Below are 22796 nucleotides of genomic sequence, written 5' to 3' on the forward strand. Positions count from 1 at the left end.
GCCAGCGTAGGCGTCGGACGGTCCTTACGGAACCCTGGTACACACAAAGTGACCGTTCGGACGACATGAGGCGGGCCACAGTTGCCGACTCGGCGTCGGATCGCCTGGTCCGACCCACTAAAGTTCACTGCATGGCCTCGCACTTTGACGTTGTTGTCCTCGGCGCCGGTCCCGGCGGGTACGTCGCGGCGATCCGCGCCGCCCAGCTCGGGCTCAAGACCGCCATCATCGAGAAGAAGTACTGGGGCGGTGTCTGCCTGAACGTGGGCTGTATCCCGTCCAAGGCGCTGCTGCGGAACGCCGAGCTGTCGCACATCTTCCGGACGGAGGCGAAGACCTTCGGCATCAGCGGCGAGGTGACCTTCGACTTCCCGACCGCGCTGCAGCGCAGCCGGAAGGTCGCGGACGGCCGGGTCAAGGGCGTCCACTTCCTGATGAAGAAGAACAACATCACCGAGTTCGACGGCTGGGGCTCGTTCACCGACGCCAACACCCTGGACGTGACGCTGAACGACGGCTCCTCGGAGACCGTCACGTTCGGCTCCTGCATCGTGGCGACCGGCGCGACCACCAAGCCGCTGCCGGGCACCCAGCTGAGCGAGCGCGTGGTGACGTACGAGGAGCAGATCCTCACCGAGGAGCTGCCGGGCTCGATCGTGATCGCCGGCGCCGGTGCGATCGGCGTCGAGTTCGCCTACGTGCTGGCGAACTACGGCGTGAAGGTGACGATCGTCGAGTTCCTGGACCGGATGGTGCCGCTGGAGGACCCGGAGGTCTCCAAGGAGCTGGCCCGGGCGTACAAGAAGCTCGGTGTCGACGTGCTCACCTCGACCCGGGTCGACTCGATCGACGACTCCGGCGACAAGGTGAAGGTCACGGTCACCGGCAAGGACGGCAGCCGGCAGACCATCGAGACCGACAAGGTCCTGCAGGCGATCGGCTTCCAGCCGCGCGTCGACGGCTACGGGCTGGACAAGATCGGCGTCCAGCTCACCGAGCGCGGCGCGATCGGCATCGACGGCTTCTGCCGGACCAATGTGCCGAACATCTTCGCGATCGGTGACGTCACCGCGAAGCTGATGCTCGCGCACGCCGCCGAGGCGATGGGTGTGATCGCGGCCGAGACGATCGCCGGCCACGAGACCATGGAGCTGGACTACGCGATGATCCCGCGGGCGACGTTCTGCCAGCCGCAGATCGCCAGCTTCGGGTACACCGAGGAGGAGGCCCGCAAGCTCGGCCACGAGGTCAAGGTCGCCAAGTTCCCGTTCACCGCGAACGGCAAGGCCCACGGCCTGGGCGACGCCAGCGGCTTCGTGAAGGTGATCAGCGACAGCAAGTACGGCGAGCTGCTCGGTGCGCACCTGATCGGCCCCGAGGTCACCGAGCTGCTGCCCGAGCTGACCCTCGCGCAGAAGTGGGACCTGACCACCAAGGAGCTGGCCCGCAACGTGCACGCGCACCCGACGCTGAGCGAAGCCCTGCAGGAGGCCTTCCACGGCCTCGAAGGGCACATGATCAACTTCTGAACCTGACACAACCTCTGGGGACCCTGGACGAGCTATTGCCTGTGCAAGGTCCCCAGCGCTTGGTTGAGGTCAGGCGACGGCTGTCGCCTCCAGTTCGACGAGCTGGCCGGGGACGGCGAGGCGGGTCACGCCGAGCATCGTGGTGGTGGGTGCCACGCCGGCGGCGGCCAGGCGCGAGGCCAGGACACCGTAGTGCGGGAACAGCCGGTCGACGTCGGTCGTGTAGACGTTCAGGCGGACGAGGCTGGCGAGGGACATCCCGGCCCCGGCGAGGACGGCTTCCAGGTTGTCGAGGCTGAGTGCGAGTTGCGCGGGGAGGTCGCCCTCGTGCTCGGGCTTGCCGTCGGCGTTCATCGCGGTCTGCCCGGAGCAGTACAGCGTGCGGGTCTGCCCGGAGACCAGTTCGCCCTGGTTGAAGCCCAGCTCCAGCGACCACGGGACCGGGTTGACTGCGGTGCGTTCGATTGTCATACCGGCGAGCCTGCCAAGAAATCACGACATCCTTCGTCAGGTAATGTTTCGGGGTGCGCGCCGACCGGCTGGTCTCGCTGGTCCTGCTGCTGCGTCAGCGGGGTCGGCTGACCGCGGACGTGCTGGCGCGAGAGCTGGAGGTGTCGACGCGAACGGTCCTGCGCGACATCGAGGCGCTGTCCGCCGCGGGCGTCCCGGTCTACGCCGAACGCGGCCGGCACGGCGGGTTCGCGTTGCTGCCGGGGTTTCGTACCGAGCTGACCGGGCTGAATCACGACGAGGCGCTGGCGCTGCTGACGGCCGCCGGTTCGGGGCAGGCCTTCGGTCTGAGCCAGGCACTCGCGTCGGCCACTCGCAAGGTGGTCGACGCGCTGCCCGAGAGCCATCGCACCACCGCGAGCGAGGCCGCCCAGCGGATCCTCGTCGACCCGGAGACCGACCTGCTGTCGCGTCCGCTGGTGATCAAGGAAGTGCCGGACGCGACGATGCTCGAGGTACGGCGGGCCGTGCTGGCCGGGCACCGGCTCCGGATCCACTACGCGGCGACCGGTCAGAATCCCGAGTGGCGCACGGTCGACCCGATCGGCCTGGTGACCGTGCGGGACCGCGGCTACCTGCTCGCCCGGCGCTCGGGCGAGGACCGTATCTACCGCCTGTCGCGGCTACTCGCCGCCGAGGAGCTCCCCGAGCCGGCCGAACGCCCGACCAAGGTCGACCTGGACCGCATCTGGCGCGACCGCCGCGCCCAGTTCCTGGCCGACGGCCACCTCACTGTCCAGGTTCGCGTCAACCCCGCCCGCCGCGAGGATCTCCTGAACGCGGCGGTCGCCGTACGAGCCGAAGCCCCCGACGCAGACGGCTGGCTCCGCCTCGAGGTGACCTATCAAGACGCCTGGCACGCCGAATGGGCACTGTGGCAACTCGGCCCGAACGCCGAAGCCCTCACCCCGAAGTCCGTCCGCACCGCCCTGCACCGGCGCGCCACCACGATGGCCGACCTCTATCAGGCGTCGCGGTCAGAGGACTCGGGACAGGCCGGAGATCCGGCTGACGAGCAGCCAGGCGAGGCCGAAGCAGGCGAGGATCCCGATCGACGCGACGGCGAGGGCCTTCAGCTCGGCCGGCAGCGGAACGGGGCGTAGGCCGATCGCGAGCATGACCAGCACGAACTGCTGCAGGACGAACGCTCCGAAACAGCTCCGGATCACCGCGGGCCGGATCCAGTGGATCGGCCGCGCGAGACGTCGCTGGGCGACCGCGAGAAGCCAGATCGGGCCGAAGACGACCAACTGACTCTCGATCACCGGGAACACGACCGCCGACCAGTCCCAGCCACCGGTCCACGCCTCCTCGCCGATCCCGCGCTGGCTGACTCCGGCGAGGATGAAGAGACCGAACGCCGCGAGCGCGACGAGCGTCACGACGCCGCTGATCCGGCGGAGCCGTTCCGGGACGACCGTGAGCCAGCCGGATCGCGACGCCGCGATGCCGACGCCGAAGATCGCGATACAGGCCGGCCACTGGTAGAGGTTCAGGTCTAGATACCGGTTCTCGCTGTTGAACGGGAACACGAGGCGGACCAGGAATGTGGTCACGGCAACGACCACCGACACCACGGCGAGATGCCGTGCGGCGAGCTCGTGGACGGTGGGACGGGCGGCGAAGCGTCGCCGTACGACGGTCCAGGCGGCGTAGCCGAGCGAGAAGATCAGCAGGTCGCCGACGAACCATAGCGTGCCAGTGTCGAGGGTCTGTTCGGCGCCGACGTACGACGACCAGTACGAGCCTCGGTCGGTGCCGATCCAGTGCTCCAGGACGTACATCGTGATCGGTTGCAGAACCAGCACGTAGACGGCGAAGACGACCCCGAGCCGGAGCAGGCGGTCGCGGACGTACGGGCCGACGTGCTTGCGGACCAGCGATCGCGGTGTCATCAGCCCGGCGACGAGGAACAGCACCGGGATCAGCAGCATCGCGAAGGGCCCGCCGACGGCCAGGACGATCGCCTGGGTGACCGGGGACAGCGTCGCCTCGCGGTGCTCGGCATACGCCCACCAGTCCATCGCGCCGTACCCGCTGACGGCGTGCCCGGCGATGATCGTGGCGATCAGGATCACCTTGAGGTTGTCGACGTACCGCAGACGCGCGCTCGCCCAGCCCGTGACCTCCGCGTCGTGTCGGCCGGCCACGCGGCGGGTCGCCGTGCCGCGTACCTTCCTCACACCCTGAGCGTGCGGCGCGCTCCGTCGGGCGACCAGTGCCGAACGTCCGCGGTGCCGCCGGTCGAGCGGCCCTGATCGCGGCTAGCGGTCGGTGATGTCGCCCAGGACGGGTTTCACGTCGACGATCGGGGTGCCGTCGAGGGCTTCGAGGTTGCGGACCTGGAGGCGGAGGTCGTCGCGGGCGAGGACGGTCACGCGGTGCAGGCCGAGGGGGTTGGGGCGGTCGGGGGAGCGGGTGCTGAAGACGCCGGTCGGTGGGCGCGAGACGTCGCCGCGCGGGTGCACCGTCTGCACGTCCCGGTCGGCGCGGTCGAACCAGGTGATCAGGATGAGTTCGTCGCCGGCAGCGACGTCGGCGAGAGCGGCCCGTACCGCTTCGTCGAAAACGGCCCAGGCATCAGGTGCGCCCTCGTCGCCCTGCCGCGGTGCCTCGTCCCGGTCGCGGAGGCTGGACTCCACGCGCGCGATCGGCCGGAGAACGAGCTCGCCGGTCATCGCGGGTACCTGTAGACGGTCTGGAGGGGTTCGCCAGGGGTGTAGGCGTGGAAGGCAAGGCCCGGCGGTGCTGTGGGGTCGACGACCGAGCCGGTGGGCGGCTCGAAGGGGAGGCGGACGGCGGAGCGGATGCCGGGGGCGCCGAGGACGGGGTGGCCGGCGAAGCTGGTGACGATGGCGTTGTGCACGTGACCGGTGAGGATCGCGGTGACGGGCTTGCCGGTGAGCAGGTCGGCGAGTGGGCCGCGGTCCTCGAGTTTCCACTGGTCCATGACCGGGTGGTGCAGGTCGAGCGGCGGGTGATGCATCGCGACGAACAGCGGCCCGTCGAATGGCTCCCGCAGTACGCCGTCCAGCCAGGCGAGTGAGTCCGCGGAGAGCAGACCATGGTCCGCGCCGGGGACTGTGCTGTCGACGAGCACGAAACGCGCCGCGCCGACGTCGTGCACCTGGTGGACCGGGTGCCCTTCGCCGGGAGACGACACGAACGCGGCGAGCCCGTCGCGCAGCGGCGCGCTGACGTCATGGTTGCCCGGCAGCACGAGCACCGGCACGTCGAAGTCCAGCTCGCCGGCGAGTTCGGCGTACTCCGCCGCCAGCCCGTGATCGGCGAGATCCCCGGTCACCAGCACCATGTCCACCGTCGCCGACCGGACGTACGACGTCACCCGCCGCAGCCGCGACCGCGGCTCCTCGGAACCGTCGAGATGCGGGTCACTGAGGTGCGCGATCACGTACATGGTGAGCAGGTTAGCCGTTGGAGGAGTCGCTGGCCGGTGGTGAACGCCTCCTTACGCTGCGATGACGCGCCGGGTGGCGACTTGGCCGGGTCTGGTTGGTCTGGGAGATTGGGGCGCATGGCTGAACAGGTTGATGTCGTGGTGGTGGGGCTCGGTGTCGGCGGCGAGGAGGCGGCCGGGCGGCTGGCCCAGGCGGGCCTGCGGGTGGTGGGTATCGAGTCCCGGCTGGTCGGCGGCGAGTGCCCGTACTACGGGTGCATCCCGAGCAAGATGATGATCCGGGCCGCGAACCTGATCGCCGAGACCCGCCGCGTCGATGGCATGGCCGGTACGGCGACCGTGCAGCCGGACTGGACGCCGGTGGCGAAGCGGATCCGCGAGGAGGCGACCGACACCTGGAACGACCAGGTCGCCGTCGACCGCCTGGTGACCAAGGGCGCGACCGTGATCAAGGACGTCGCGACGATCACCGGCCCGGGCACGGTCAGCGCCGCCGGCATCGAGTACGAGGCGTCCCGCGGCATCGTGATCGCGACCGGCACGGTGCCGTCCGTGCCGCCGATCGAGGGCCTCGCCGGCACGCCGTACTGGACGAACCGCGAGGCGATCGAGGTCGAGACACTGCCCGCGTCGATGGTCGTCCTGGGCGGCGGCGCGATCGGTATGGAACTCGCCCAGGTCTTCGCGCGCTTCGGCGTCCGGATGACCGTGGTCGAGGGCGCGCCCGAGGTGCTGTCGATGGAGGAGCCGGAGTCGGGTGTACTGGCCCGCGAGGCGCTGGAGCGCGACGGCGTCACGTTCCGCCTCGGCGCGCACGCGCAGCAGGTCGGGTACGCCGACGGCACGTTCACCGTGACGCTCGCGAACGGAACGACCGTGTCGGGCGAGAAGTTGCTGGTGGCAACCGGCCGGCGGGTGGCGACCGCGGGGCTCGGCCTGGACAAGCTCGGTCTGGACCCGGCGGCGCGGCGGATCGAGGTCGACGAGCACGTCCGCGCGGGCGACAAGGTCTGGGCGATCGGCGACGTGACGGGCGTCGGCGTGTTCACCCACAACGCGATGTACCAGGCCGACATCGCGGTCCGCGACATCCTTCAGGAGGAGAACGCGCCGACAGCGAGCTACCACGCGATGCCGCGGGTGACGTTCACCGACCCGGAGATCGGGGCGGTCGGGCTGACCGAGAAGCAGGCGCGGGACGCGGGGCTGAACGTGCGCACCGGATCGACGCCGATCCCGGCCTCGACGCGGGGCTGGATCCACAAGGCCGGCAACGAGGGCTTCATCAAGGTCGTCATGGACGCCGACCGCGGCGTCCTGGTCGGCGCGACCAGCGCGGGCCCGACCGGTGGCGAGGTGCTCAGCGCGCTGGCGGTCGCGGTGCACGCCGCCGTACCGGTGAGCACTCTGCGTCAGATGATCTACGCGTACCCGACGTTCCACCGTGCGATCGGGGAAGCTCTCAAGTTCTAGTTGCGAATCGGTCGCAACTAGATCAAGAATGTCGGAGTGCATGTACCTGACGGGTTCTTCGACGCGCCAACGTCCGTCGCCACCGGCCTGATCGCTGCCGGGGCGGTCGGTTTCAGCTTGCAACGCGCGAACCGCGAGCTCCGAGAGACCGGTCCGGCGCTGGCCGGGCTGACCGCGGCGTTCGTGTTCGCGGTGCAGATGGTCAACTTCCCGGTCGGCGCGGGCACCAGCGGTCACCTGCTCGGCGGTGCGCTGGCGGCCACGCTGGTCGGGCCCTGGACGGCCGTCCTGGTGATGTCCACGGTGTTGCTGGTGCAAGGGCTGTTGTTCGCCGACGGCGGCCTGACGGCGCTGGGCACGAACATCACGCTGATGGGCCTGATCACGGTGCTCGTCGGGTATGTGCTGACGCGGGCGCTGCTCAAGCTGATGCCGCGCCGGGCCGGCAGTGTCGTGCCGGCGGCGACCGTCGGCGCACTGGTGTCGGTGCCGGTCGCGGCGCTGGCGTTCACCGGGCTGTACGCGATCGGCGGTGCGGTCGACATCCCGCTCGGCAAGCTGGCGACCGCGATGGTCGGCTGGCACATCCTGGTCGGGATCGGCGAGGCGGTGATCACCGCCGCCGTGCTGAGCGCGGTCGTCGCGACCCGGCCGGACCTGGTGTACGCCGCCCGGCACCTGCAGCAGGATCTCGTGCTGGTCGATGCCGACGGCAACACCTCCACCGTCTCCCCGGACCGGCCGATCGCCGCGAAGCCGGCCGGTCGCTCGCTCGGCGTCGGTGTCGCGGTGACGCTGCTGGTCGCCGGCGGCCTGAGCCTGTTCGCGAGCGCGCACCCGGACGGGCTCGAGTTCGTCGGGGCCAAGCTCGGGTTCGAGAGCGCGGCCAAGAACTCCGCGGTGGCGAGCAGCCCGCTGGCCGATTACGGCGTCCACGGCATCGGCAACACCCAGGTCTCCGGGGCGCTGGCCGGCATCATCGGCGTCCTGGTGACGATCGTCGTCGGCCTCGCGATCGCGAAACTCGCCTCGCTCCGGACCAACAAGGCGTCATGAGCGGGGACGGCCTGCTGGTCGCGGTGGACAGCCCGGTCCACCGCATTCCCGCGCAGGTGAAGCTGGTCGCGCTGTTCGTCTTCGTGCTCGCGGTCGTCTCCACCCCGGCGGCGATCTTCTGGGCGTTCGGCCTGTACGCCGCGATGCTCGTGGCGGCCGTGGTGGTCGCGAAGCTGCCGGCGCCCGTGGTGTCGCGGCGGCTCGCGGTGGAGACGCCGTTCATCGTGTTCGCGTTGCTGCTGCCGTTCGTCGCCACCGGCCCGCGGATCGACGTACTCGGGCTGCAGCTGTCCCAGTCCGGCGTGCTCGGCGCCTGGAACGTGCTGGCGAAGGGCACGCTCGGGGTGATCGCGGCGATCCTGCTGTCGGCGACCACGGCACCGCGCGACCTGCTCGCCGGCCTCGAACGGCTGCGGCTGCCGGCGACGCTGGTGGCGATCCTGTCGTTCATGGTCCGGTACCTGAGCGTCGTGTCGGACGACCTGCACCGGATGCGGGTGGCCCGGGAGTCCCGCGGGTACACCGGCGGGCGGGCCGGGCACCTGAAGGCGGTGGCCGGGGGAGTCGGCGCTCTGTTCGTCCGGAGCTTCGAGCGCGGCGAGCGGGTCCACCTGGCGATGAGGTCGCGCGGCTACACCGGACGGATGCCGCTGCTGAGTGTGGAAGGTGCGACCAGGAGCCAGTGGCTCGAGGGGCTGACGATCTCCCTGGTGGCCGTGGCGATCGCGGTCGCGGCTAGGGTGGTCGCCTTGTGAGCGGTCCAGCGATTCAGGTCGAGCGGCTGGTTTTCGCCTACCCGGACGGGCGGCAGGCGCTGTTCGGCGTCGACTTCACCGTGGAGCGTGGCGAGCGGGTCGCGCTGCTCGGGCCGAACGGCGCCGGGAAGACCACGCTCGTGCTGCACCTCAACGGCATCCTCGGGTCGGTCGCCGGCGGCACCGGCAGCGGCCGGATCCGGATCGGCGGGACCGGTGTCCACCGTGAACACCTGACCGCGATCCGCCGCAAGGTCGGCCTGGTGTTCCAGGACCCGGACGACCAGCTCTTCATGCCGACGGTCCGCGACGACGTGGCCTTCGGTCCCGCGAACCTCGGGCTGCGCGGTGCGGAGCTCGACGAGCGCGTCCACGAAGCTCTGGTGCAGGTGGGGATGCAGGACCACGCCGATCTCGCCCCGCACCACCTGTCGTTCGGTCAGCGTCGCCGGGTCGCGGTCGCGACGGTGCTGGCGATGCGTCCCGAGGTGCTCGTGCTGGACGAGCCGTCGAGCAACCTCGATCCGGCCGCCCGCCGCGAGCTCGCCGACATCCTCGCCGGGCTCGACGTCACGCTGCTGATGATCACCCACGACCTGCCGTACGCGCTCCAGCTGTGCGAGCGGAGCCTGCTGATGGACGGCGGCCGGATCGTCGCGGACGGCAAGACCCGCGACCTGCTCGGCGACGCCGGGCTGATGGCCGCGCACCGGCTCGAGCTGCCGTACGGCTTCAACCCCCTGTCCGTCCCCGGCCCGGAGCGTTCATGAAGATCACCGCGGTCACCGTCGAGGTCACGTCCGAACCGAAGGCCCATCCGGTCCGCGACGCGATCCAGCTGCTCGACCGCGACGGTGTCACCCGGGTCCGGATCGACACCGACGAGGGCGTCAGCGGCGTGAGTACGACGTACTTCGGTCGCGTCGAGAGCTCACCGGCCGTGCTCGCGCAGATCGTCACCGAGCAGCTGGCGCCGGCGATCATCGGCGCCGACCCGACCGTCATCCGCGGCATCCGGCAGACCTTGCAGACGCTCACCGACTACCAGGGGACGGCGGGGCTGTCGTCGTACGGGATCTCGGCGATCGACCAGGCGCTGTGGGACCTGCTCGGCAAGTCGCTGGACGTGCCGGTGTGGAAACTCCTCGGCGCGCAACGGACCGCGATCCCGGCGTACGCGATGGTCGGCTGGCTCGAGCTCGACGTGTCCGGCCTGGAGCGGGTGTCGGCGCAGGCGATGGAGCAGGGCTTCCAGGGCGTGAAGATGAAGGTCGGCGGCGGGCCGCTGACCGAGGACGTCGCGCGGATCACCGCGGTCCGCAACGTCATCGGCCCGGACGCACCGCTGATGGTCGACGCGAACCAGGCCTTCGGGTACGCCGAGGCCCTGCGGCGCGGCCGGGTGTACGAGGACCTGGACTGCCGCTGGTTCGAGGAGCCGCTGCCGGCCGGGGACACCGACGGTCATGTCCGGCTGGCGGACAAGCTCGACATCCCGATCGCGACGGGCGAGAACCGGTACGGGCAGGCCGCCTTCCGGGACCTGATCGCGCGCGGCGGCGTCGGCGTCGTCCAGCCCGATCTGCGCCGAGCGGGCGGGCTGACGGACTGTCTGGAGATCGGGCTGATGGCGGCCGGGTTCGGCGTGCCGTACGCGTCGCACGGCGGCGGCGCGCACATCCACGTCCTGGCGGCGCTGCCGAACACGATCTACCTGGAGAGCGGGCTGCTGCCGCCCGATGTCCAGCTCGTCGACGGATGCTACCCGCTGCCGACGGGAGCCGGTCTGTCGAGCTGGTGACGGTCACCGGGAATCCACGGTGAATTTGTTACCAAGCCCTTGTGTGTTACTCGCGGGTCAGTAACAGTGACGTTGAGTACTACTGTCGCCACTTCCCGCTCATGCAAAGGCGGTCCGCCCCCATGAAGTCAGTCGTCAGTCTGCTGTCCGCCGCGGCCCTCGGCGCCGCGATGCTCCTCAGCCCCGGGGTCGCGCACGCCGCGGCGCCGAACTACGTCGCGCTCGGTGACTCCTACGCCTCCGGTGTCGGGACCCGCAGCTACATCGAGAGCAGCGGCTCCTGCCAGCGCTCGACGAAGGCGTACGCCTACATCGACGCCGGCCGGCTCGGCGCGAACCTGACGTTCGTCGCCTGCTCCGGCGCGAAGGTCGCGAACGTCACCTCGAGCCAGTTGCCGTCGGTCACCAGCTCGACCGACATCGTCTCCGTCCAGGTCGGTGGCAACGATGCCGGGTTCTCGTCGGTGATCACCGAGTGCGCGAAACCCTCCTGGCTCGGTGACTGCAACAGCGCCGTGGCGAACGCGCAGTCGATCATCAACAACACCCTGCCCGGCCGGCTGAACACGCTGTACTCGTCGATCCGGAGCCGGGCGACGGCGGCCAAGGTCGTCGTGGTCGGGTACCCGCGGCTGTTCAACGGCACCGACTGCAACGCCGGGACCTGGTTCAGCCCCGACGAGATGACCAAGCTGAACGCGACCGCCGACCTGCTGAACTCGCGGATCTCGTCCGCGGCGAGCGCGGCCGGATTCACCTTCGTGAACCCGACGTCGAAGTTCATCGGCCACTCGGTGTGCGGCAGCCCGGAGTGGATCAACGGCCTGTCGAACCCGGTCAGCGAGTCCTACCACCCGAACGTCACCGGTCAGACGGCGTACGCCGATCTGGTCCAGCCCGCCCTCTGAGCAGCTCGGTCGGTGCCGCCCCGTCGCCGGGGCGGCACTTTCTGCTTTTGAGATGCGGACATGCCCGGTTCGTGGTGTCATGCTGGGGTGACGCGGAGGTCTGTGGACTGGTTGCTGGCGGCCAGGATGGAGGCCAACTGCCTCGCACGTCCGGTGGACGAGGCCGGCCCCGGAGGGGTGGCCGACGTCGTGCGCCGGACGGGGGGACTCCAGGCGCAGACCTGGCGAGGCGCGACGTACGCCGTCCGCGCCCGCTCGTCGGCGACCACGCTCGCCGACGTGGCCCACGCCCAGGAGACCGACCGCTCCGTGCTCCGCGGCTGGTTCATGCGCGGCACCATCCAGCTTGTGGCGACCGAGGACGCCGGCCCCTTGCTCGGGCTGCTCGGCCCGAAGCTGATCAAGGACACCGAACGCCGGTACGGCGAACTCGGGCTGCCGGAGCACGTCCGCGCGCAGGCGGCCGACGTCCTGGAAGAGTGGCTGCTCGCCCACGGACCGGGCACTCGCGCCGAGCTGGCCGACGTGCTGGTGCGGGCCGGGCTGATTGCCGAGCCGAAAGGGCAGGCGGTCTATGCGCTGATCCGCCACACCGGCCTGCTCGGACGACTCTGCTACGGACCGGGCGAGACCTGGGTCGCGGTCCGTGACTGGCTCGGCAAGCCACTGGTCCTCGAAGGTGATCCCGAGGTCCTGGCCCGCCGGTACTTGACGGCCTACGGCCCGGCCACGGCACGTGACCTGGCGACCTGGTCGGGCCTGCCGGTACCGCTCGCGCGCCGGGCCGTCGAGGCGGTGGCCACGACGTCGTTCGACGTCGGGACCAGCGAGCTCCGAGCCGTCGACGACCTTCCCGGCTGCCAGGACGTACGCCTGCTGGGCGAGTTCGACGCGTATCTCCTCGGCTACCAGGACCGCCACGTCGAGCTGCCGAAATCCGTCTTCCCGGGCGGCGGCATGCTCCGCCCGTCGATCGTGAAGGCCGGCCGGCCGATCGGCAGCTGGGAGCACGCCACGCTCCGGGCAGACCTCTTCGAACCGGCCGACCTGCGTCACGAACTCGCGGACATCGCCCGCTTCCTGGGCAACTGAGGGGTAGCTGAGACGTACTTGCGGAGATGCTCGGCCGTCGTGGTCGGGCTGCTCTCGACCAGGTCCGCCGGCGTGCCGGTGAAGACGACCTGACCGCCGTCGTGCCCGGCGCCCGGGCCGATGTCGATCAGCCAGTCCGCGTGCGCCATCACCGCTTGGTGGTGCTCGATGACGATGACCGTATTGCCCTGGTCCACGAGCGTGTCGAGCATGCCGAGCAGCTTGTCGACGTCGGCGAGGTGGAGCCCGGTCGTCGGCTCGTCGAGGATGTAGATCGACCCGGTCTTCCCCATGTTGATCGCCAGCTTGAGCCGCTGACGTTCACCGCCGGACAGTGTGGTCAACGGCTGCCCGAGCCCGATGTACCCGAGGCCGACCGTCGCCAGCCGGTCGAGAATCGTCCGCGCCGTACCGGTCGCGAAGAACTCCCGTGCCTCGGCCACCGTCATCCGCAGGACCTCGCTGATGTTCTTGCCGCGCAGGCGGTACTCGAGAACCTCCGCGGTGAACCGGGCTCCGTTGCAGTCCTCGCACACCGACGCGACCTCGGCCATCATCGCGAGATCGGTGTACACCAGCCCGATGCCCTTGCACGTCGGGCAGGCGCCGACCGAGTTCGCGCTGAACAGCCCGGGCTTGACCTTGTTCGCCTTGGCGAAGGCGGTACGGATGGGATCCAGCAGCCCGGTGTACGTCGCCGGGTTGCTCCGCTTCGACCCGCGGATCGGCTCCTGTCCCGCGATGATCACACCGTCCCGCCCCGCCAGCGAACCGTGGATCAGCGAGCTCTTCCCGGATCCCGCGACACCGGTCACCACGGTCAATACGCCGAGCGGAACGTCGACACTCACGTCGCGCAGGTTGTGCAGCGTCGCGTGCGAGATCGATAGCTTCCCGGTCGGGCGCCGGACGTCGTCGCGCACGTTCACCCGATGGTCGAGGTACTGCCCGGTCAGCGTGCCGGACGCTGTCAGCCCGGCCACGTCACCGGCGTAGCAGAGCCGCCCGCCGGCCAGTCCCGCGCCGGGGCCGAGGTCGACGACGTGGTCGGCGATCCGGATCGTCTCCGGCTTGTGCTCGACGACGAGCACCGTGTTGCCCTTGTCCCGCAACTGCAGCAGCAGGTCGTTCATCTGCTGGATGTCGTGCGGATGCAGGCCGACGGTCGGCTCGTCGAACACGTACGTGACGTCGCTGAGGCTCGACCCGAGATGACGCACCAGCTTCACCCGCTGCGCCTCGCCGCCCGACAAGGTGGACGACTCGCGGTTCAGGCTCAGGTACCCCAGGCCGATCGTCACGAACGAGCCGAGCAGTTCCCGCAGCCCGTCCAGCATCGGCCCGACCCCGGAATGCTTGATCCCGGCAACGAACTCGGCGAGATCGCTGATCTGCATGGCCGAACACTCGCCGATCGTCCGCCCGTCCACGGTCACGCTCCGGGCCGCCGCGTTCAGCCGGACGCCGCCGCACTCGGCGCAGGTCTCCTGCCGGATCGCCCGCTCGGCGAACGCCCGCGCCTGGCTCTGCATCGACTGCGGATCCTTGCTCAGGTACTGCCGTTTCAGCTTGGTGACCAATCCTTCGAAGGTCAGATTGCTCTTCCCGACCCGGATCTTCATCGGCTCCTGGTAGAGGAACTGCTGCCACGCCTCGGGCGGGTAGTCCTTCAGCGGCAGGTCCGGATCGAACAGACCCGACTGCGCCATCAGTTGCCAGTGCCAACTGTCGACCGAGAACCCGGGCGCCTTGATCGGGCCCTGGTTGAGGCTCTTCTCGCGGTCGACGAGCTCGTCGATGGTGAACTCGGTGGTCCGGCCGAGCCCTTCACACGCCGGGCACATGCCTTCGGCGCGGTTGAAGCTGAACACCGACGGCGGCCCGGCGTGCGGCGTGCCGGCGCGGCTGAAGAGCACGCGCAGCATCGTGTGCGCGTCGGTCGCCGTGCCGACGGTGGAGCGGGCGTTGGCGCCGATCCGTTCCTGGTCGACGATGATCGCGGCGGACAGGTTCCGTAGCGCGTCCACGTCCGGCCGGCCGAGGCTCGGCATGAAGTTCTGCACGAACGCGGTGTAGGTCTCGTTGATCAGCCGCTGGGACTCGGCGGCGATGGTGTCGAAGACGAGTGAGGACTTGCCGGAACCGGAGACTCCGGTGAAGACGGTGAGCCGGCGTTTGGGGATGTCGAGCGAGACGCCGCTGAGGTTGTTCTCGCGGGCGCCGCGCACCTGGATGACGTCGTGCCTGTCAGCAGGAAGCATCCTTCAATGGTCTCATTGAACCGCCCATATGAACTTGGGGTTGAGCGCCCAGCCGAAGCCGTGGGAGAAAGTCTCAACGCCGTGGGGAAGGTTCGCGAGCGACCCGGGCGACCTCGTCGAGGAGTTCCTGGAGCTGGACCGCGAGCTGGGTGCGGGCCGTGGGGGACAGGGAGGCGACCAGTTCGGACTCCCGGGTGAGGACCTGGTCGACGGTCCGCTCGATCAGGTCGTGACCGGCCCCGGTCAGGGTGACGACGACGGCGCGACTCCCGTCGTCCGCGGATCGCCGGGTGACCAGACCGGCCTCCTCGGCGCGCGCGACCCGCTGCGAGATCGCCCCGGCGGTGACGAGCGTCCGGCGGGACAGCTCGCGCGTGCTCAGCTCGTACGGCGTGCCCGCGCGTCGCAGCACGCTGAGCAGATCGAGGGTCGCGGGATCCACGCCGGCGTCCGCCAGCACCCGGCGGCGGTCGTCCGCGAACAGCTTCGCCAGCCGCCACAGCGGGGTGACGATCTCGATCGAGTCGGTCGGCGTGCCGGGACGCTCGCGCTGCCAGGCACGCGCGATCTCGGCGGCGGGATACGCGCTGGGCGCGTCGAGCGGGTAGTTGTCGGCCACGGGAGCCATGATACGTTTAGGTCTAAACATTTAGAGCTAAACGTGAGGAGACCAGAGTGAGGATGCCGGTATGAGGACGATCGTGGTGACCGGGGGAGCGACCGGGATCGGGCGGGCGACCGCGGAGCGGTTCCGGGCCGACGGCGACGACGTGGTGATCACCGGCCGGCGGGCCGACGTACTCGAGAAGACCGCGGCGGACCTCGGGGCCAGGGCAGTGGTGTGCGATGCGACGGATCCGGCCCAGGTGCGGCGGCTCGCCGACGAGCTGCCCGACCGGGTGGACGTCCTGGTGAACAACGCCGGCGGCAACACCGACTTCGGACGGCCCGACGGCGATCTCGCCCAGCTGAAGGCGAACTGGCTGGCCAACCTGGAGGCCAATCTGCTCAGCGCGGTGCTCACGACGGCCGCGCTCGGTCCCCGGCTGACCACGGCCGTCGTCCATCTGGGCTCGATCGCGGGCGCCCGCGGCGCGGGTTCGTACGGCGCCTCGAAGGCGGCGCTCGCGCTGTGGAACGCCGACGTCGCCGCCGAACTGGGGCCGCAGGGCGTGACCTCGAACGTCGTCGCGCCCGGATTCACCGCCGATACCGAATTCTTCCAGGGGCGACTGACCGCCGAGCGGCGGCAGACGTTGCTGCAGGCAACACTGACCAATCGCGAAGGTCAGGTGGCTGACATCGCGGGCACCATCCACTTCCTCGCCTCACCGGCCGCCCGGCACCTCACCGGCCAGGTCCTGCACGTGAACGGCGGTGCGCTGATCACACGCTGACACGTGACAACGTGCGCCAGGTGTGACAATGGGCGACATGCGTCCCACCGTCAAAGATGTCGCCAAGCTGGCCGGGGTGTCGCCGAAGACGGTGTCGAACGTGATCAACGGCGTCGTCTTCGTGCGCCCCGAGACCCGGGCGCGGGTGGAGAGCGCGCTGGCCGAGCTCGACTACGTGCCGAACATGAGCGCCCGCGGCCTGCGCAACGGCCGCTCCGGGATGATCGCGCTGGCACTGCCCGACCTGCTCCGGCCGTACTCCGCGGAGATCGTCCACCTGGTCGTCGAGCTCGCCCACGAGCGCGGCTGGGGCGTCCAGATCGAGCAGACCGCGGCCGAGCCGAACCGTGAGTTCGAGCTGCTGTCGAAGGCCCGTGCGTACCTGGTGGACGGCCTGATCCTGAACCCGGTGAACCTCGACGACAGCGCGGTGACGTCGGCCGGTCCGCTGCCGCCGCTGGTCCTGATCGGCGACGTCGACCAGGACGTCGTGAGCCAGGTCGCGATCGACAACGTCGCGGCCGCGCGGGACATGACCAATCACCTGCTGGCGCAGGGCTGCCGGCGGATCGTCGCCGTCGGTACGCCGGAGATCCCGCGCGGCTCGAGCGGCGCCGGCGTCCTGGGTGGATCGGCGCAGTCGCCGGGGACGGCGGCCTCGCGGCTGCGGACCGCGGGCTATCGCGAGGCGCTCGAGCAGGCCGGCGTACCGGTCGATCCGAGTCTTGAGATCAGCCTCGACCGCTGGCGGCCCGAGGGCGCCGCGACCGTGGTGGGGAAGTACCTGACCGAGCACGAGTTGCCGGACGCGTTCTTCTGCTTCACCGACACGATGGCCTCCGGCACGCTGTCGGCGCTGTGGAGCGCGGGTATCGACGTACCGAAGCAGACGCTGGTCGCCGGGTTCGACAACATCCTCGACAGCCAGTTCATGATCCCGCCGCTGACCACCATCGACTTCGACCGGCGGGCGTTCGTCGCCGCGGCCCTCGACCTGCTCGCCGACCGGATGGCGGACAAGACCGCACCGCCACGCAGAGTGATGATTCCGCACCGCGTTGTCGAGCGCGCCAGTACCGCACGATAACGGATACGTTTCCACAAAATCGCACATCGGAGCCTTGTGCCGGGCATTCTAACGATGTAATCATCGGTCCCGCCCCCGAAGGAGACCGAATGAGTGAAGATTTCTCCCGGCGCAGCCTGCTGAAAGCAGCGGCCGCGCTGGCCGGTGGCGGGTTGCTCGTCGGCTGCGCGCCCGGCGCGTCCCGCTCGACGACCAACCTCAACTACTGGCACCTCTTGACCGGTGGTGACGGCACGGTGATGGCAGGCCTGGTGGACGCCGTCAACGCCGCGAACCTCGGCTTTCACACGACCCAGACCGTGCTGGCCTGGGGACCGCCGTACTACACGAAACTCGCGATGGCCTCCGCCGGCGGCCGCGCTCCGGACGTGGCGATCATGCACGCGTCCCGGATCGCGGGCTACGCGCCCGGCGGCCTGCTCGAGCCCTGGGACCTGGATCTGCTCGCCGAGGTCGGCCTGCGCGAGAGCGACTTCCCGGCCCGCGTCTGGGAGAAGGGCCAGTACGACGGCAAGCTGTACGCGATCGCCCTCGACACCCACCCGTTCGTGCTCTACTACAACACCGAGCACGCCGAGAAGGCCGGTGTCACCGAGGCTCTGCACACGCTGAAGAGCCCGGAGGAGTTCACCGAGGTCGCGACCAAGCTGCAGAAGGTCACCGGCAAGCACGGCCTGTCGTACGGCTACCTCGGTGACGGCGCCCAGATGTGGCGGCTGTGGTACACGCTGTACAAGCAGACCGGCGCCGACATGACGCTGGTGCCCGGCCGGCAGGCCGAGGTGGACAAGGATGCCGCGGTCAAGACGCTGAGCTTCGTCCAGTCGTTGCTCAACGACACGATCGCCTCGCGCAGCGGCGACGGCGGTACGGCGACCAGCGAGTTCCTGCACGGCGAGAGCGGCATGTTCTTCGGCGGCGTCTGGGAGCTCCCGGTGCTGAAGGAGGCCAAGCTCCCGGTCGACGCGGTGCCGATCCCGACGATGTTCGGGACCCAGGCCGCGTACGCCGACTCGCACACGTTCGTGCTGCCGCGGCAGTCGAAGGTGTCGCCGGAGCGCCGCAAGCACGTGTACACGATGGTGGCCGAGGTGCTGAAGCGGTCGGTGAAATGGGCCGACGGTGGCCACATCCCGGCGTACCAGCCGGTCGCGACCAGCGCGGAGTACCAGGCGCTGAAGCCGCAGTCGAACTACGCGGGCATCCCGGGCTACGTGAACTACGACCCGGACGTGTGGTTCAGCGGTGCGGGCAGCGACTTCCAGAACTACTTCGCCGAGAACGTGCAGAACGTGTTCCTCGGCAGTGGTGACCCAGCGGCCGGGTTCGACGGTTTCGTCGCCCGGCTGAACAAGCTGCTCGACCGTCCGCAGCCGGTGTGAGAGAGGAGGCACAGATGTCTACTGCAATCGACACTCCGCCTGTGACGACGGAGGAGGTCACCGCTCAGGGCAAGGCCCGCGCGAAACGTGGCGAGACCCTGACGGGTTGGGCGTTCGCGGCGCCGTTCGCCGTACTGTTCGTGCTTTTCCTCGTGGTGCCGGCGATCTACGGCCTGTACCTCAGCTTCACCGGCGAGACGCTGACCGGTGCGGGCAGCGGACTGGTCGGCTTCTCGAACTACGCCGACGCGTTGCGCGACCCGGACCTGTGGAAGTCGCTCGGGAACACGTTGTGGTTCACGGTGCTGAGCACGGTCCCGCTCATCTTCTTGTCCCTCGCGCTCGCTCTGCTCGTGAACCTCGGTCTGCCGGGGCGCTGGTTGTGGCGGCTGTCGTTCTTCCTGCCGTACCTGCTCGCGTCCACGGTCGTGGTGATGTTCTGGAGCTGGATGTACAACCCGAAGCTCGGGCTGATCAACGCCGTGCTGGACACGTTCGGCGCCGGACCCGTGGCGTGGCTGCAGGATCCGAAGGTGGCGATGATCTCGGTCGTGGTCACCACGCTGTGGTGGACGATCGGGTTCAACTTCCTGCTCTACCTGGCGGCCCTGCAGAACATTCCGGAGCAGCAGTTCGAGGCCGCGGCGCTCGACGGCGCGGGCAAGTGGCGGCAGCTGTTCTCGATCGTGATCCCGCAACTCGCGCCGACCACGGCACTGCTGGTGACGTTGCAGATCCTCGCGTCGCTGAAGGTTTTCGACCAGATCTACATGCTGACCAACGGCGGTCCGGCCGGGACGACGCGGTCGATCGTGCAGTACATCTACGAGTCCGGCTTCACCGGCTACCGGTTCGGTTACTCGTCGGCCATCTCGTACCTGTTCTTCGCGCTGATCGTCCTGGTGTCGCTGGCGCAGTACAAGCTGATCAACCGCAGGAGCGCCTCGTGAGCACCTACACCCTGGCCCGGAACAACCGGCCGGGCATCAAACAAACGCACAAGCCAGGCGAAAACCCCTGGAGCGTGTCCAGAATTGCCGCGCTGCTCGTCCTGGCGGTCCTGGCCGTAACGTGGCTGGTTCCGTTCGCCTGGGCGGTGCTCACGTCACTGAAGAGCGAGGCGGACGCGGGCGCGTCGCAGGTCACGCTGAACCCGCCGGACGGGCTCAGCTTCGAGGCGTATCGCAAGGTGCTGTCCGCGGGCGACATCCCGTCCTGGGCGTGGAACAGCCTGATCACGTCGGTGGCGATCACGCTGATCACGGTCGCGACGTCGGCGCTGGCGGGGTACGCGTTCTCGCGGGTGAACTTCAAGGGCAAGCGGCTGCTGTACGCCGCGATCATCGCGGCGATCATCATTCCGCCGCAGTTGCTGATCGTGCCGTTGTTCCGGCAGATGCTGGCGTTCAACCTGGTCGACACCTACTGGGGCATCATCCTGCCGCAGGCGTTCGCGCCCGCGATGGTGCTGATCCTGAAGCGGTTCTTCGACCAGATCCCGGTGGAACTGGAGGACGCGGCGCGCGTCGACGGCGCGGGCCGGCTGCGGGTGTTCTGGTCGGTGGTCCTGCCGTTGTCGCGGCCGATCCTCGCGGCGGTGGCGATCTTCGTGTTCATCGGTGCGTGGAACAACTTCCTCTGGCCGTTCATCGTGACCACGGACGCGGACCTGATGACGCTGCCGGTCGGCCTGCAGACCGTCAAGAGCGCCTACGGGCTGCAGTACGCGCAGAACATGGCGTCCGCGATCCTGGCCGCCCTGCCGCTGGTCGTGGTGTTCCTGTTCTTCCAGCGTCAGATCATCAAGGGCATCGCGACCACCGGCTTCGGTGGTCAGTAGAACGTTCCTGGACAGGAATTCCGGCACTCGGGATTCCGGTCACGATCCCTTGAAAAGGTCGTCACTCTCAGCGAGGGTTGCCTGATCACTTCCGCGTCGTTTCCGGGTGCGGGGAGGACGGGGGAGTGTGCGGTCGTGTGACGTGAACACGGCCGCATCCGCCGTCACTCGGGGTAGTACACGATGAGAAGGGGGAAGTGTGTCAGCGATGAAAAGGCTCGCCGAGCAGCGCCGTGATGTGAGGAGTCACGGCGAAGCAGGGCTCGGACGGGCCGCGGTCCAACCAGCGGTGTGCACCGGCATCCACGAGGTGAGCTCGTCGATCCCGTCGGTGCGGCCGCGACGCGTGGCGATGCTCAGGCTGAGCAACGGAATGACGACCACGCTGCGACTCGGCGACGGTGCGCAGGCGCCGGCGCCCGGCGCGACCGTTCTCGTCCAGGGTGGCCGGGGCATGGGTGATCAGCCCGCCTCAGGTGGGGTCATCCTCGCGTCGAGCCAACCTGTCGGGACGTGAACGGTCAGAGTCAGTGATTCGCCGGTCTCAGGTGTCAACGCCCAGCTGAGGCCGGCAAGTCCCTGGAGAGTCGGTGACACTCAGCTTTCCATCGGATCGGTGAACTCCCGGATCTCGATGGGCGAGTAGCGCGCCTCCGGCAACCGGGCAGCGATCTCGGCGGCCCGCTCCGCGTCGCACTCGACGATGTAGTAGCCGGCCAGCACTTCCTTGGCCTCGGTGAAGGGCCCGTCGGTGACCGCCGGCACGCCGTCGGTGACCCGGACGACCCGCGCGTTCGTGGTGGTCAGACCGATGCCGTCGACCAGTTCACCGTTCGCCTTCAGCTCCTCCGACAGCACCCGGTGCTGGTCCAGCACGCCTTCGATGCCCTCGGCGTGCAGGGTGTCCCACGTCTCGTCGTTCCCGTAGATGAGCAGCATGTATTTCATCGCTCGCCTCCATTCACCCGGGGACGTCGGAGCCCCGGACATCATTTCGACATCCGGGGCTCACAGTAGCCACTACCAGGTGGCGCCGGCAGGAGCGCGGACCGTGGTGTTGAGGCGGTTGAACAGGTTGGTCAGCCCGATCATCAAGATGATCGCCGACAGTTCCTTCTCGTCGAAGTGGTCGGCGGCCGCGCTCCAGATCTCGTCGGTGACCGCGGTCGGGTTGTCGGCCAGCCGGGTCGCGGCCTCGGCCATCTCGAGCGCGGCCCGTTCGGCGTCGGTGAACAGGTCGGAGTCCCGCCAGGCGGCGACCTGGTGCAGCCGCTCGTCGGTCTCGCCGTTCTTCAGCGCCGACTTGACGCCGCCGAACACGCACGGCGAGCAGCCGTTGATCTGGCTGGCCCGCAGGTGCACGAGCTCGAGGGTCTTGCCGTCGGTGCCGGACTGCCCGATCGCCTTGTAGATGTTCTGGATGCCCTTCGTGGCGTCGGGCAGAACCATTGCGGGGTTGGTCATCCGTGCTTGCATGATCGTTTCTCCATCAGGGTCTTTTGGTTGCTCTCACTCCCTTGACGGATGCTGCGCGGCGGATGTGACAGCGAACCGCAGATCTCTTCCGAGCCGTTCCTCGACAGACCCCGTGGAGTACTGCGCGGTGAGGCAGATCGGTCCGCTCCACTGCAGTTGCCGCAACGCGGCGAACACGGCGGACCAGTCGGACAGCCCCTCCTCGGCCTCGACGAAGCTCGTCTTCCAGGTCCCGTCCGTGCGGAGGTAGTGCGCGTTCTTCAGGTTCACGATGCCGAGCCGGTCCGCGCCGAGCTCCAGTGTCACCGCGGGATGCTCGCCGGCGAGCGCGTCGTGCGCCGCGTCCCAGACGAGCTTGAACCGCTCCGGCAGTCCCTCGAGCAACTGCAGGACGCCGAGCGTCGACGACACGTACCGCCCGTGGTGCGGTTGTACGCCGACCTGTACGTCGTACCGCTCGGTGAGTACCGCGGCGCGTTCGAGCAGCCGGCGGTTGCGTCGTACGGAGGCGGCATACCCGTCGGGACCGAGTTCGGCCATGATCCGGATCATCGGTACGCCGGCCTCCGCGCAGGCGGCGAACACCGGCTCGGACAGGTCGCTCGCGACGCTGACCGGTTCGATGCCCTCGGCCCGTAACTGGGCGGTGAACTTCGGCAGCTCGGCCTCGGCGGACGCCGGGGTGACGTGCGCCGTGTCGCGGACCGGCACCTCGGCGCCGGCGAACCCGAGGCCGGCGACCAGCCGGCCGAGCTCGTCACCGGGCAGCCCGATCCAGGGTTTGGTGAAGACGGACCACAGATAGGTCATG

General features: G+C 69.2%; 23 protein-coding genes and 1 pseudogene. 15 read left to right on the forward strand and 9 right to left on the reverse strand.

What is annotated here, in order from left to right; translation table 11 throughout:
* Nucleotides 1-131 precede the first annotated feature (131 nt).
* Nucleotides 132-1529 carry a dihydrolipoyl dehydrogenase gene (gene lpdA, locus ABZW60_RS26015; RefSeq protein WP_355480988.1) on the forward strand — a complete coding sequence of 466 codons (1398 nt, stop codon included), beginning with the start codon at nt 132-134 and terminating at the stop codon, nt 1527-1529.
* A gap of 69 nt (nt 1530-1598) precedes the next feature.
* Here the strand turns inward: lpdA and ABZW60_RS26020 are convergent, their stop codons facing one another.
* Nucleotides 1599-1994 carry a RidA family protein gene (locus ABZW60_RS26020; RefSeq protein ID WP_355481801.1) on the reverse strand — a complete coding sequence of 132 codons (396 nt, stop codon included), beginning with the start codon at nt 1992-1994 and terminating at the stop codon, nt 1599-1601.
* Between the two features lie 59 nt (nt 1995-2053).
* On the opposite strand from ABZW60_RS26020, the gene ABZW60_RS26025 reads away from it, so the two are divergent.
* Nucleotides 2054-3142 carry a WYL domain-containing protein gene (locus ABZW60_RS26025; protein ID WP_355480990.1) on the forward strand — a complete coding sequence of 363 codons (1089 nt, stop codon included), beginning with the start codon at nt 2054-2056 and terminating at the stop codon, nt 3140-3142.
* Here ABZW60_RS26025 and ABZW60_RS26030 read toward each other — a convergent pair.
* The 3 genes and pseudogenes from ABZW60_RS26030 to ABZW60_RS26040 form a co-directional block, all read right to left on the reverse strand.
* Nucleotides 3113-4222 (reverse strand): annotated as a pseudogene (locus ABZW60_RS26030) (acyltransferase); the annotation flags it as partial. The gene ABZW60_RS26025 and the pseudogene ABZW60_RS26030 overlap by 30 nt on opposite strands.
* Nucleotides 4223-4303: 81 nt before the next feature.
* A complete protein-coding gene (tsaA, locus tag ABZW60_RS26035) occupies nt 4304-4717 on the reverse strand; it encodes a tRNA (N6-threonylcarbamoyladenosine(37)-N6)-methyltransferase TrmO (RefSeq protein ID WP_355480992.1) in 414 nt (137 codons plus the stop codon).
* Entirely contained in the window at nt 4714-5457 is a 744-nt protein-coding gene (locus ABZW60_RS26040; RefSeq protein ID WP_355480993.1) for a metallophosphoesterase, read from the reverse strand. The genes tsaA and ABZW60_RS26040 overlap by 4 nt, the downstream gene beginning before the upstream one ends.
* 117 nt (nt 5458-5574) lie before the next feature.
* Between ABZW60_RS26040 and ABZW60_RS26045 the strand changes: the two genes are divergently transcribed.
* The 7 genes from ABZW60_RS26045 to ABZW60_RS26075 all read left to right on the forward strand — a co-directional run bounded on the left by ABZW60_RS26045 (nt 5575) and on the right by ABZW60_RS26075 (nt 12542).
* Nucleotides 5575-6930 carry an NAD(P)/FAD-dependent oxidoreductase gene (locus ABZW60_RS26045; RefSeq protein ID WP_355480995.1) on the forward strand — a complete coding sequence of 452 codons (1356 nt, stop codon included), beginning with the start codon at nt 5575-5577 and terminating at the stop codon, nt 6928-6930.
* Nucleotides 6931-6966: 36 nt separating this feature from the next.
* Nucleotides 6967-7986 (forward strand): energy-coupling factor ABC transporter permease, encoded by a 1020-nt coding sequence (locus ABZW60_RS26050; RefSeq protein WP_355480997.1) that lies wholly within the window; start codon nt 6967-6969, stop codon nt 7984-7986.
* Nucleotides 7983-8741, forward strand: coding sequence for a cobalt ECF transporter T component CbiQ (gene cbiQ, locus ABZW60_RS26055; protein WP_355480999.1), 759 nt, complete (start codon nt 7983-7985; stop codon nt 8739-8741). The genes ABZW60_RS26050 and cbiQ overlap by 4 nt, the downstream gene beginning before the upstream one ends.
* Nucleotides 8738-9511 carry an ABC transporter ATP-binding protein gene (locus tag ABZW60_RS26060; protein ID WP_355481001.1) on the forward strand — a complete coding sequence of 258 codons (774 nt, stop codon included), beginning with the start codon at nt 8738-8740 and terminating at the stop codon, nt 9509-9511. Before cbiQ ends, ABZW60_RS26060 begins: the two co-directional genes overlap by 4 nt.
* Nucleotides 9508-10542, forward strand: coding sequence for a mandelate racemase/muconate lactonizing enzyme family protein (locus tag ABZW60_RS26065; protein ID WP_355481003.1), 1035 nt, complete (start codon nt 9508-9510; stop codon nt 10540-10542). Before ABZW60_RS26060 ends, ABZW60_RS26065 begins: the two co-directional genes overlap by 4 nt.
* Before the next feature lie 122 nt (nt 10543-10664).
* Nucleotides 10665-11450, forward strand: coding sequence for an SGNH/GDSL hydrolase family protein (locus tag ABZW60_RS26070; protein WP_355481005.1), 786 nt, complete (start codon nt 10665-10667; stop codon nt 11448-11450).
* A 102-nt stretch (nt 11451-11552) separates the two neighbouring features.
* Nucleotides 11553-12542 carry a winged helix DNA-binding domain-containing protein gene (locus tag ABZW60_RS26075; RefSeq protein ID WP_355481007.1) on the forward strand — a complete coding sequence of 330 codons (990 nt, stop codon included), beginning with the start codon at nt 11553-11555 and terminating at the stop codon, nt 12540-12542.
* Here the strand turns inward: ABZW60_RS26075 and ABZW60_RS26080 are convergent.
* Both ABZW60_RS26080 and ABZW60_RS26085 read right to left on the reverse strand, forming a co-directional pair.
* Nucleotides 12503-14803: an excinuclease ABC subunit UvrA gene (locus ABZW60_RS26080; protein ID WP_355481009.1), complete on the reverse strand. Its 2301-nt coding sequence runs from the start codon at nt 14801-14803 to the stop codon at nt 12503-12505. The genes ABZW60_RS26075 and ABZW60_RS26080 overlap by 40 nt on opposite strands.
* 73 nt (nt 14804-14876) lie before the next feature.
* Nucleotides 14877-15422 (reverse strand): MarR family transcriptional regulator, encoded by a 546-nt coding sequence (locus tag ABZW60_RS26085; RefSeq protein WP_355481011.1) that lies wholly within the window; start codon nt 15420-15422, stop codon nt 14877-14879.
* A 70-nt stretch (nt 15423-15492) separates the two neighbouring features.
* On the opposite strand from ABZW60_RS26085, the gene ABZW60_RS26090 reads away from it, so the two are divergent.
* The 6 genes from ABZW60_RS26090 to ABZW60_RS26115 all read left to right on the forward strand — a co-directional run bounded on the left by ABZW60_RS26090 (nt 15493) and on the right by ABZW60_RS26115 (nt 21026).
* Nucleotides 15493-16200: an SDR family oxidoreductase gene (locus ABZW60_RS26090; protein WP_355481013.1), complete on the forward strand. Its 708-nt coding sequence runs from the start codon at nt 15493-15495 to the stop codon at nt 16198-16200.
* Nucleotides 16201-16237: 37 nt separating this feature from the next.
* Nucleotides 16238-17287, forward strand: a complete 1050-nt coding sequence (locus ABZW60_RS26095; RefSeq protein ID WP_355481015.1) for a LacI family DNA-binding transcriptional regulator — start codon at nt 16238-16240, stop codon at nt 17285-17287.
* 89 nt (nt 17288-17376) lie between these two features.
* Nucleotides 17377-18669, forward strand: a complete 1293-nt coding sequence (locus ABZW60_RS26100) for an extracellular solute-binding protein (protein ID WP_355481017.1) — start codon at nt 17377-17379, stop codon at nt 18667-18669.
* Nucleotides 18670-18710: 41 nt separating this feature from the next.
* Nucleotides 18711-19619 (forward strand): sugar ABC transporter permease, encoded by a 909-nt coding sequence (locus ABZW60_RS26105; RefSeq protein ID WP_355481019.1) that lies wholly within the window; start codon nt 18711-18713, stop codon nt 19617-19619.
* A complete protein-coding gene (locus tag ABZW60_RS26110; protein WP_355481021.1) occupies nt 19616-20509 on the forward strand; it encodes a carbohydrate ABC transporter permease in 894 nt (297 codons plus the stop codon). Before ABZW60_RS26105 ends, ABZW60_RS26110 begins: the two co-directional genes overlap by 4 nt.
* A gap of 208 nt (nt 20510-20717) precedes the next feature.
* Nucleotides 20718-21026 carry a hypothetical protein gene (locus tag ABZW60_RS26115; protein ID WP_355481022.1) on the forward strand — a complete coding sequence of 103 codons (309 nt, stop codon included), beginning with the start codon at nt 20718-20720 and terminating at the stop codon, nt 21024-21026.
* 80 nt (nt 21027-21106) lie between these two features.
* On the opposite strand, the gene ABZW60_RS26120 is transcribed toward ABZW60_RS26115, so the two are convergent.
* The 3 genes from ABZW60_RS26120 to ABZW60_RS26130 all read right to left on the reverse strand — a co-directional run bounded on the left by ABZW60_RS26120 (nt 21107) and on the right by ABZW60_RS26130 (nt 22795).
* Nucleotides 21107-21457 carry a YciI family protein gene (locus tag ABZW60_RS26120; RefSeq protein ID WP_355481024.1) on the reverse strand — a complete coding sequence of 117 codons (351 nt, stop codon included), beginning with the start codon at nt 21455-21457 and terminating at the stop codon, nt 21107-21109.
* Nucleotides 21458-21529: 72 nt separating this feature from the next.
* Nucleotides 21530-21973 (reverse strand): carboxymuconolactone decarboxylase family protein, encoded by a 444-nt coding sequence (locus ABZW60_RS26125; RefSeq protein WP_355481025.1) that lies wholly within the window; start codon nt 21971-21973, stop codon nt 21530-21532.
* Nucleotides 21974-22018: 45 nt separating this feature from the next.
* Complete coding sequence (locus ABZW60_RS26130) at nt 22019-22795, reverse strand: sugar phosphate isomerase/epimerase family protein (protein WP_355481027.1); 777 nt, start codon at nt 22793-22795, stop codon at nt 22019-22021.
* Nucleotide 22796: the final 1 nt, after the last annotated feature.

Source organism: Kribbella sp. NPDC003557, from assembly GCF_040610805.1.
In the GTDB taxonomy this organism is placed as follows: Bacteria; Actinomycetota; Actinomycetes; order Propionibacteriales; family Kribbellaceae; genus Kribbella.

Coding starts and splice junctions, on each gene's coding strand:
- tsaA (WP_355480992.1), bottom strand. CDS start 4,717: ATGACCGGCGAGCTCGTTCTCCGGCCGATCGCGCGCGTGGAGTCCAGC.
- ABZW60_RS26045 (WP_355480995.1), top strand. CDS start 5,575: ATGGCTGAACAGGTTGATGTCGTGGTGGTGGGGCTCGGTGTCGGCGGC.
- ABZW60_RS26080 (WP_355481009.1), bottom strand. CDS start 14,803: ATGCTTCCTGCTGACAGGCACGACGTCATCCAGGTGCGCGGCGCCCGC.
- ABZW60_RS26090 (WP_355481013.1), top strand. CDS start 15,493: ATGAGGACGATCGTGGTGACCGGGGGAGCGACCGGGATCGGGCGGGCG.
- cbiQ (WP_355480999.1), top strand. CDS start 7,983: ATGAGCGGGGACGGCCTGCTGGTCGCGGTGGACAGCCCGGTCCACCGC.
- ABZW60_RS26070 (WP_355481005.1), top strand. CDS start 10,665: ATGAAGTCAGTCGTCAGTCTGCTGTCCGCCGCGGCCCTCGGCGCCGCG.
- ABZW60_RS26065 (WP_355481003.1), top strand. CDS start 9,508: ATGAAGATCACCGCGGTCACCGTCGAGGTCACGTCCGAACCGAAGGCC.
- ABZW60_RS26040 (WP_355480993.1), bottom strand. CDS start 5,457: ATGTACGTGATCGCGCACCTCAGTGACCCGCATCTCGACGGTTCCGAG.
- ABZW60_RS26125 (WP_355481025.1), bottom strand. CDS start 21,973: ATGACCAACCCCGCAATGGTTCTGCCCGACGCCACGAAGGGCATCCAG.
- ABZW60_RS26100 (WP_355481017.1), top strand. CDS start 17,377: ATGAGTGAAGATTTCTCCCGGCGCAGCCTGCTGAAAGCAGCGGCCGCG.
- ABZW60_RS26095 (WP_355481015.1), top strand. CDS start 16,238: ATGCGTCCCACCGTCAAAGATGTCGCCAAGCTGGCCGGGGTGTCGCCG.
- ABZW60_RS26120 (WP_355481024.1), bottom strand. CDS start 21,457: ATGAAATACATGCTGCTCATCTACGGGAACGACGAGACGTGGGACACC.
- ABZW60_RS26115 (WP_355481022.1), top strand. CDS start 20,718: ATGAAAAGGCTCGCCGAGCAGCGCCGTGATGTGAGGAGTCACGGCGAA.
- lpdA (WP_355480988.1), top strand. CDS start 132: ATGGCCTCGCACTTTGACGTTGTTGTCCTCGGCGCCGGTCCCGGCGGG.
- ABZW60_RS26130 (WP_355481027.1), bottom strand. CDS start 22,795: ATGACCTATCTGTGGTCCGTCTTCACCAAACCCTGGATCGGGCTGCCC.